We start from the raw sequence: 7,502 nt of genomic DNA on the forward strand, positions 1-7,502 counted from the left end.
GTCCGGAGACTCCGTAACCGCACCACTGCGGTGCAGCCGCCTAGATCAGGGCGCCGATCTCCTCGGCGGCCTCGGGGCCGTAGGCCTCGGACAGTCGCTTGACGGCGTCGTCGCGGTCGAGGGTCCACTCCTGCGTCCCGACCGTCTCGAGCACCAGCACCGCCACCAGCGAACCGAGCTGCGCGGACCGCTCGAGGCTCAGTCCGGCGCTCTGGCCGGTCAGGAAGCCGGCCCGGAACGCGTCACCGACACCGGTCGGGTCGACCTTCGCCTTCTCCGGCACCACGCCGACCCGCACGAAGTTGCCCTCACGGTCGACGATCTCGACGCCCTTGGCGCCGAGGGTGGTCACCCGCAGGCCGACCTGCTCGGCGATCTCGGTCTCCGTGAGCTCGGTCTTCTGCAGCAGCAGCGCCCACTCGTACTCGTTGGTGAACAGGTACTTCGCGCCGCCGATCAGCTCGCGTGCCTCGGCGCCGGACAGGCGCGCCAGCTGCTGCGACGGGTCGGCCGCGAAGGGCAGACCCAGTTCGCGGCACTGCTCGGTGTGCCGAGCCATCGCGGCGGGGTCGTTGGCACCGACCAGCACGAGGTCGACGCCCGCCGGCAGGTCGGCGAGGGAGATGTCGCGGGCCTCGCTCATCGCGCCCGGGTAGAACGACGCGATCTGCGCCATGTCCTCGTCGGTGGTGCAGACGAACCGCGCCGTGTGGGCGGTCTCCGACACGCGGACCTGCTCGCAGTTCACGCCGTTGCCCTCGAGCCAGGTGCGGTACTCGGCGAAGTCGGCACCGACCGCTCCGACCAGCAGCGGAGCGCCGCCGAGCACGCCCATCGCGTAGGCGATGTTGCCGCCGACGCCGCCGCGCCGGACCACCAGGTCGTCGACGAGGAAGCTCAGCGAGATGTGCGCGAGCTGATCGGCGATGAGCTGATCGGCGAAGCGTCCGGGGAACCGCATCAGATGATCGGTGGCGATGGAGCCGGTGACCGCAATTGTCACGCGAGGGACCTTTCAGTTCGACGGTGCGCGTCCTGGGCGACGGCACGAAGTCTCCACGCTACCCGCAGGCAACGCGACGGTCCGCACCCGAAGCGGGACCCACCGACCACGCGACCCCGAAGACCACTCTGGCGCGACGCCCCGGAGGGGACGCCGCGCCAGAGTCGGGTCGGATCAGTTGAACGAGTCTCCACAGGCGCAGGAGCCGGTGGCGTTCGGGTTGTCGATCGTGAAGCCCTGCTTCTCGATCGTGTCGACGAAGTCGATGGACGCACCCTCGACGTACGGCGCGCTCATCCGGTCGACCGCGAGGCTGACGCCGCCGAAGTCGACGACGAGGTCCCCGTCGAGGTTACGGTCGTCGAAGAACAGCTGGTAGCGCAGTCCCGCGCAACCGCCGGGCTGGACCGCGATGCGCAGCGCCAGGTCGTCGCGACCCTCCTGGTCGAGCAGGGCCTTCGCCTTGGCCGCAGCGGCATCGGTCATGACGACCTTGTGCGCGGTCGACTCTTCGTTCTGGACAGTCATGGGCTCTCCCTGTTCGCTCGTACCAAACCCGTGAACGCTTCAACGGTACTCCGCCGCGCGGTATTCCTGCCGTTGCGGCATTCCCACCGGTGCAGTATCCCTGCCGTCCCGCGTCACGTCGTCACCGGCCCGTCACCGATCGCCCGACCACCGCCGCGCGACCGTCGCGGTCAGTCCGTCGAGTTGCCGCGCGGCGTCCGACATCGCGAGCGCGACGGACCCGGCGTGCTCGGCGACCGAATGCACCTCGACCTGCCCGAGCGCGTCGAGCCCGGGATCGTCGGGGTCGAGTCGGACCTGGCCGGCGAGGACCAGGACCGGGACCGCGTGCCGACCCGCCGCCCGCGCGAGCGCGACGACGAGCTTGCCGCGGAGCGACTGGTGGTCGAACCGACCCTCGCCGGTGAGCACGACGTCCACCGACGCGAGCAACCGGTCCTGCGCGGTCAGCTCGGCGACCAACTGCGCACCGGCGCGGCGCGTTGCCCCGACCGCCAGCAGGGCCGCCCCGATCCCGCCGGCCGCGCCCGCGCCGGGTTCGTCGGTCACCGCGCGGCCCGCGACCGAGTCGAGGACGCCGGCCCACTGCGCGTTGCGCTGTTCGAGCAGCGCGACGGTCGCCTCGTCCGCGCCCTTCTGCGGGCCGAACACCACCGCCGCGCCGTGTGGTCCGAGCAGCGGGTTCTCCACGTCGGTGGCCGCCATCAGCCGTACGCCGCGCAGCCGGTCCCGGACGACGCGCACCGCCTCCGCGCCCTCGGTGCCCCCGGCGAGCGCGTCGATCATGCCGCGCCCACCGTCCGTGCAGCCGCTGCCGCCCAGCCCGACGACCACCGTGTCTGCCCCCGCGTCGAGCGCGGCGCCGATCAGCTGCCCGACCCCCCGGCTGTGCGCGGCGACCGCGGTGCCCGGGTCCGGCGGGCCTCCCAGCAGGTGCAGCCCGCAGGCCTGCGCCGCCTCGACGTAGCCGACACCGTCGGCGAGCAGCCAGCGTGCGCTCACCTCGTCCGTCAGCGGGCCGGACACCCTCGCGACGCGCGTCTCGCCGAGCCGGGCGGCGAGGACGTCGACGAAGCCGGGACCGCCGTCGGACTGCGGCGCCTGGATCAGCTGGTCACCGGGCCGCGACCGCGCCCAGCCCGCCGCCATCGCGGCCGCGGCCGCCGGCGCGGTGAGCGTGTCACCGAAGGAGTCCGGGGCGATCAGTACTCGCATCGGCCGAGTGTAGAACCGCGCTCAATCGTCGGCGCGGCGCAGGAAGTAGCCTGGTGGGGTGAAACTGCTGCGCCGAGGAAACCCCGACAATTCCGACAACGGGGACCACGAGGTCGTCGAGTCGACGGCCGTCGAGCCGTCGCCGTCCGCCGAGACCGCAGGCAAGGGGCGGCCGACGCCGAGCCGGCGCGAGGCCGAGGGCAAGCGCCGCGGCCCGGTCGCACCCGCACCGCTGACCGCCAAGGAGGCCCGGGACCGCCGCAAGCAGACCCGCGGCTCCAAGGAGGACCGCAAGCAGGCCTCGGCCGACCGCCGCGCCGACGCCGCCGATCGCCGGGCCCGGATGCTCGCGGGCGAGGACAAGTACCTGCTGCCCCGCGACAAGGGACCGGTCCGCGCCTACGTCCGCGACCTCGTCGACGCCCGCCGTCACCTGGTCGGGATGTTCATGCCGCTGGCGATCCTGCTGATCCTCGCGATGTTCCTCAACCCCGCGATCCAGGCCATCGTCACCCTCGCGATGCTGATCATGATGCTGTTCATGGTGGTCGAGGGCTATCTCATGGGCCGTCGAATCAACCGTCAGGTGCGCGAACGCTACCCCGACAGCGTGGACGGCGGATTCAAGCTCGGCTGGTACGCCTTCGTGCGGGCCTCCCAGATCCGCAAGATGCGCGCCCCGCAGCCGAGGGTCTCCCCCGGCGACGCCGTCTGAGGCCGACCGACATCGATCGCCGCACCGCGCTCAGCGGTGCGGCGATCGTCGTCTCACGGCCTCGAGATCGACGCTCGCCCGCTCGGCGTCCCGATCGACGGCGCCGACCGAGCCGAGCGGGTGATCGGGCCGAAACATGTTGACGCGGTAGCGGTTCCCTGCCGGCGGACGGGCCCGGCGGGACCATCGCGAGGCCGGGAGCAACACCATCGCGAGCAGCACCGTCAGCACCGCGAGGCCGGATAGAGTCGTCATGGCAGCAATTTTGCGACCATCGATTTGCCGCCGACAGTGGCAGCAATGACACGCTTCGCAAAGATCGCGCCATATACTGGGGCCGTGCTCTCCACCGTCGCCGTGCTGCTGACCGACCGGATCGCGATGTTCGAGTTCGGTGTGGTGTGCGAGGTGTTCGGCCTCGACCGCACCGACGTGGGCGTGCCCGCCATCGACTTCCGCGTCTGCGGGCCAGCCGCCGGCGTGCCCCTGACCTCCAACACCCCCGGCGTCACCGTCACCCCCGAACACGGCCTCGACGGCCTCCGCGGGGCCGACCTGGTCGCCGTCCCCGCCACCGGGACCCGCACGGACTTCCCCGCGCCCGTCGTCGACGCCCTGCGGGCCGCCGCCGAGCAGGGCGCGATCGTGCTCACCATCTGCTCCGGCGCCTTCCTGGCCGGGGCCGCGGGACTGCTCGACGGCCGCACCTGCACCACGCACTGGAGTCACGCCGACGAGCTCGCCCGCGCCTACTCCGCGACCACGGTGGACCCCGACGTGCTCTTCGTCGACGAGGGCAACCTGATCACCAGCGCGGGCACCGCCGCGGGCATCGACGCCTGTCTTCACCTCGTCCGGCGCGAACTCGGCGCCGCGGTGGCCAACACCGTCGCCCGACGGATGGTGGTGCCACCGCAACGCGACGGTGGCCAGCGGCAGTTCATCGAACGCCCCGTCCCCACCTGCACGGGCGACAGCCTCACCGACACCCTGACCTGGATGCGAGAGCACCTCGACGAGCCGCACACCGCGGCGTCGCTGTCCGCCCGCGCCGCCGTGTCCACGCGCACGTTCGCGCGCCGGTTCGCCGCCGAAACCGGCACCACCCCCGTCAAATGGCTTACCACCCAACGTGTCCTGCACGCGCAACAGCTACTCGAGGACACCGACCTCGGGCTCGAGCAGATCGCGGCCCGATGCGGATTCGGTTCCGGCTCGCTGCTGCGACACCACTTCCACCGCACGATCGGACTCGCGCCCGCCGACTACCGCCGACGGTTCGGCCGACGCGACGACGTTGGTACCGTCTAGCGCGTGTCCTCCGCCGCCGCACCGACCCGCACCCTGGTGCTCGGCGGGGCCCGCTCCGGCAAGTCCGGACACGCGGAGGCCCTCATGCCCGACGCCGCCGTGCGCTACGTGGCGACCGCCCGCGTCGACCCACGCGACGACGACTGGACCGACCGCGTCCACGAGCACCGGCTCCGCCGACCCCCACACTGGAGCACGGTCGAGAGCGCGTCCGGGCCCGGCCTCGCCGCGATCCTGCGTTCCGGCGACGGCCCCACCCTCGTCGACGACCTGGGCACCTGGCTCACCGCCGAGATGGACGCCGCCCAGGCCTGGGAGTTGCCGCGCGGGACCCTCGCACCGCGTTGCGACGACCTGGTCGACGCGGTCGCGGGGTACCCGGGCAGACTCGTACTGGTCAGCCCCGAAGTCGGCCTCGGCGTGATTCCGGAGACCCGCTCGGGACGGTTGTTCCGCGACGAGATCGGCGCACTCAACGGCCGCCTCGCGGCGGTCTGCGACGAGGTCCTGCTCGTGGTGGCAGGCCTGGCGCTCGAGCTCAAGTGACCGATGTCGACATCTTCACCGAAAGGCCCACTGTGACAAGCGAACCCGACGTCACCTTTGACGCGATCACGCCTCCCGACGCCGCGGCCCGGGCCGCCGCGGACGTGCGCCAGACCCAGCTCACCAAGCCGGCCGGCTCGCTGGGCCGGCTCGAGACACTCGGCGGCTGGGTCGCCGCCTGTCAGGGGCAGTGCCCCCCGCACCTGTTCGCCCGGCCCCGGGTGGTGGTGTTCGCCGGCGACCACGGCGTCGCGCGCAACGGGGTGTCCGCGTACCCGGCCGAGGTGACCGCGCAGATGGTGGCGAACTTCATCGCCGGCGGAGCGGCGGTGAACGCGCTGGCCGCCACCACCGGAACCGGCGTGCGGGTCGCCGACATCGCGGTGGACGCGGACACCGATGCGAGCGTCTCCGCGCACAAGGTGCGGCGGTCGAGCGGATCCATCGATCGCGAGGACGCGCTCACCGAGGACGAGGTTGCGCGGGCGATCGCCGCCGGTCGCGCCATCGCCGACGAGGAGGTCGACTCCGGAGCGGACCTGCTGATCGCAGGCGAGATGGGCATCGGCAACACCACGCCGGCGACGGTGCTGATCGCCTCGCTGACCGACACCGAGCCGGTCGCCGCGGTGGGCCGCGGGACGGGCGTCGACGACGCCGGCTGGGCCCGCAAGACCGCCGCGATCCGGGACGCGATGCGCCGGGTGCGGCCGGTCGTGGCGGACCCGGTCGCGCTGCTGCGGGTCGGCGGCGGCGCCGACCTGGCCGCGATGGCCGGGTTCCTCGCACAGGCCGCGCTGCGCAAGACCCCGGTGATCCTCGACGGCGTGGTGGTGACCGCCGCGGCGCTGGTCGCCGAGGGGCTCGCCCCGGGCGCCCGGGACTGGTGGGTCGCCGGCCACAGGTCCACCGAGCCCGCGCACGCCCTTGCGCTGCAGCGCCTGCGCCTCGACCCGATCCTGGACCTGGGCATGCGACTGGGCGAGGGATCGGGCGCGGTGATGGCACTGCCCGTGCTGCAGGGCGCGGTGACCACGCTGGCGAACATGGCGACGTTCGCGGACGCCGGGGTCAGCACCGGCGAGGACGACGAGCCCGCCGCGACCCCGACCGCCGACTGACCGTGCGCACCGCGCTCGACGGCGGCCGGCTGGCGCTGTCCTGGCTGACCGTGCTGCCCGGCCTGCACCGCACCGCCGGCCCGGCGATCGACCGAGCCGCCGGCCGGCGCGCGATCGCCGCCACCCCGCTGGTCGGGCTGTTGCTCGGCGCGGTGGCCGCGGGACTGCTCCGGCTGCTGCTCGGCGCGGCGCTCGATCCGGCGCTGGCCGGACTGCTCGCCGTCGCAGCGCTGGCCCTGCTCACCCGCGGCATGCACGTCGACGGCCTCGCGGACACCGTCGACGGCCTCGGCTGCTACGGCCCGCCCGAGCGCGCGCTCGAGGTGATGCGCGGCGGCGGTGTCGGCCCGTTCGGCGTCGTCGCGCTCGTGGTCTGCATTGGTGCACAAGCGATTTCGTTCGGAGCTCTCGCGACCTCTGGACAGTGGGTCGCGGTCGTCGTCGCGGTGGCGGCCGGGCGCGTGGCGGTCGTGCTGGCGTGCCGACGCGGCGTGCCGGCGGCCTCCCCCACCGGGTTCGGCGCCCTGGTCGCCGACAGTCAGGGCCGTTGGTCCGCTGCGCTGTGGACGCTGGCGCTGATGGCGGCGTCGATCTGGTCGGTGCCGGGCCGCTGGTGGCAGGGCCCGGTCGTGGTGGCCCTCGCGCTCGCGGTGACGGTCGCCGCGACCCGGCACTGCGTGCGCCGGTTCGGCGGCATCACCGGGGACGTGCTCGGTGCGGCGATCGAAGTGGCGGTCACGGTCGCCGTCGTGGGCCTGCTGGTCGGAGCCTGACGGCGATTCGCGTAGCCGACCACTCGCGCCGCACCCCGGCACTGCCGGCACGGAAACTGGATCGGGACCCGTACCGACGCGGCGGAGACGGTCGAGTTCACCTGTCCGGCAGGCAGTCCCAGCAACGATTTCCCGAACGGCCGACTCCGCCGGAACCGATCGAGCACTGGTTGGACAGCCTGCGGGGCGACGACGTCCGCACGGTCCGCCGCACGGTCGAGTTGCTCGTCCGCGACGACGTCGACTCCGCCCTGCGCGACGCGGCCCCGGAAACGACTGCGGCCCACGAC

The 7,502-nt window shown here is 73.1% G+C and carries 9 protein-coding genes; 5 read left to right on the plus strand and 4 right to left on the minus strand.

The genetic code is table 11. From position 1 onward, the window contains the following. Window positions 1-40: 40 nt before the first annotated feature. The 3 genes from ACFXGJ_RS23345 to ACFXGJ_RS23355 all read right to left on the minus strand — a co-directional run bounded on the left by ACFXGJ_RS23345 (window position 41) and on the right by ACFXGJ_RS23355 (window position 2,746). Window positions 41-1,003 carry a carbohydrate kinase family protein gene (locus ACFXGJ_RS23345; protein ID WP_378625523.1) on the minus strand — a complete coding sequence of 321 codons (963 nt, stop codon included), beginning with the start codon at window positions 1,001-1,003 and terminating at the stop codon, window positions 41-43. A 174-nt stretch (window positions 1,004-1,177) separates the two neighbouring features. Next, window positions 1,178-1,531, minus strand: coding sequence for a HesB/IscA family protein (locus ACFXGJ_RS23350; protein WP_378424377.1), 354 nt, complete (start codon window positions 1,529-1,531; stop codon window positions 1,178-1,180). Between the two features lie 132 nt (window positions 1,532-1,663). Continuing rightward, the gene (locus tag ACFXGJ_RS23355) at window positions 1,664-2,746 is read right to left on the minus strand and encodes a glycerate kinase (RefSeq protein ID WP_378625526.1); all 1,083 of its coding nucleotides are present in this window, start codon (window positions 2,744-2,746) and stop codon (window positions 1,664-1,666) included. Between the two features lie 58 nt (window positions 2,747-2,804). Here ACFXGJ_RS23355 and ACFXGJ_RS23360 point away from each other — a divergent pair, with 58 nt between their 5' ends. Further along, entirely contained in the window at window positions 2,805-3,461 is a 657-nt protein-coding gene (locus tag ACFXGJ_RS23360; protein ID WP_378625529.1) for a DUF3043 domain-containing protein, read from the plus strand. 30 nt (window positions 3,462-3,491) lie between these two features. On the opposite strand, the gene ACFXGJ_RS23365 is transcribed toward ACFXGJ_RS23360, so the two are convergent. Further along, window positions 3,492-3,716: a hypothetical protein gene (locus ACFXGJ_RS23365; RefSeq protein ID WP_378625531.1), complete on the minus strand. Its 225-nt coding sequence runs from the start codon at window positions 3,714-3,716 to the stop codon at window positions 3,492-3,494. Window positions 3,717-3,800: 84 nt separating this feature from the next. Between ACFXGJ_RS23365 and ACFXGJ_RS23370 the strand changes: the two genes are divergently transcribed. The 4 genes from ACFXGJ_RS23370 (at window position 3,801) to ACFXGJ_RS23385 (ending at window position 7,212) form a co-directional block, all read left to right on the plus strand. Beyond that, entirely contained in the window at window positions 3,801-4,772 is a 972-nt protein-coding gene (locus ACFXGJ_RS23370) for a helix-turn-helix domain-containing protein (protein WP_378625537.1), read from the plus strand. An 84-nt stretch (window positions 4,773-4,856) separates the two neighbouring features. Beyond that, window positions 4,857-5,318: a bifunctional adenosylcobinamide kinase/adenosylcobinamide-phosphate guanylyltransferase gene (locus ACFXGJ_RS23375; RefSeq protein WP_378625539.1), complete on the plus strand. Its 462-nt coding sequence runs from the start codon at window positions 4,857-4,859 to the stop codon at window positions 5,316-5,318. Window positions 5,319-5,350: 32 nt separating this feature from the next. Beyond that, a complete protein-coding gene (cobT, locus tag ACFXGJ_RS23380) occupies window positions 5,351-6,439 on the plus strand; it encodes a nicotinate-nucleotide--dimethylbenzimidazole phosphoribosyltransferase (RefSeq protein WP_378625542.1) in 1,089 nt (362 codons plus the stop codon). A gap of 2 nt (window positions 6,440-6,441) precedes the next feature. Next, window positions 6,442-7,212 carry an adenosylcobinamide-GDP ribazoletransferase gene (locus ACFXGJ_RS23385; protein ID WP_378625534.1) on the plus strand — a complete coding sequence of 257 codons (771 nt, stop codon included), beginning with the start codon at window positions 6,442-6,444 and terminating at the stop codon, window positions 7,210-7,212. Window positions 7,213-7,502 lie beyond the last annotated feature (290 nt).

The sequence above is a fragment of the Rhodococcus sp. NPDC059234 genome, from assembly GCF_042754225.1.
Classification (GTDB): domain Bacteria; phylum Actinomycetota; class Actinomycetes; order Mycobacteriales; family Mycobacteriaceae; genus Rhodococcus_G.

Excerpts from the sequence above, each read along its gene's own strand:
- ACFXGJ_RS23350 (WP_378424377.1), bottom strand. The coding sequence starts at position 1,531 with ATGACTGTCCAGAACGAAGAGTCGACCGCGCACAAGGTCGTCATGACC.
- ACFXGJ_RS23355 (WP_378625526.1), bottom strand. The coding sequence starts at position 2,746 with ATGCGAGTACTGATCGCCCCGGACTCCTTCGGTGACACGCTCACCGCG.
- ACFXGJ_RS23365 (WP_378625531.1), bottom strand. The coding sequence starts at position 3,716 with ATGACGACTCTATCCGGCCTCGCGGTGCTGACGGTGCTGCTCGCGATG.
- ACFXGJ_RS23375 (WP_378625539.1), top strand. The coding sequence starts at position 4,857 with ATGCCCGACGCCGCCGTGCGCTACGTGGCGACCGCCCGCGTCGACCCA.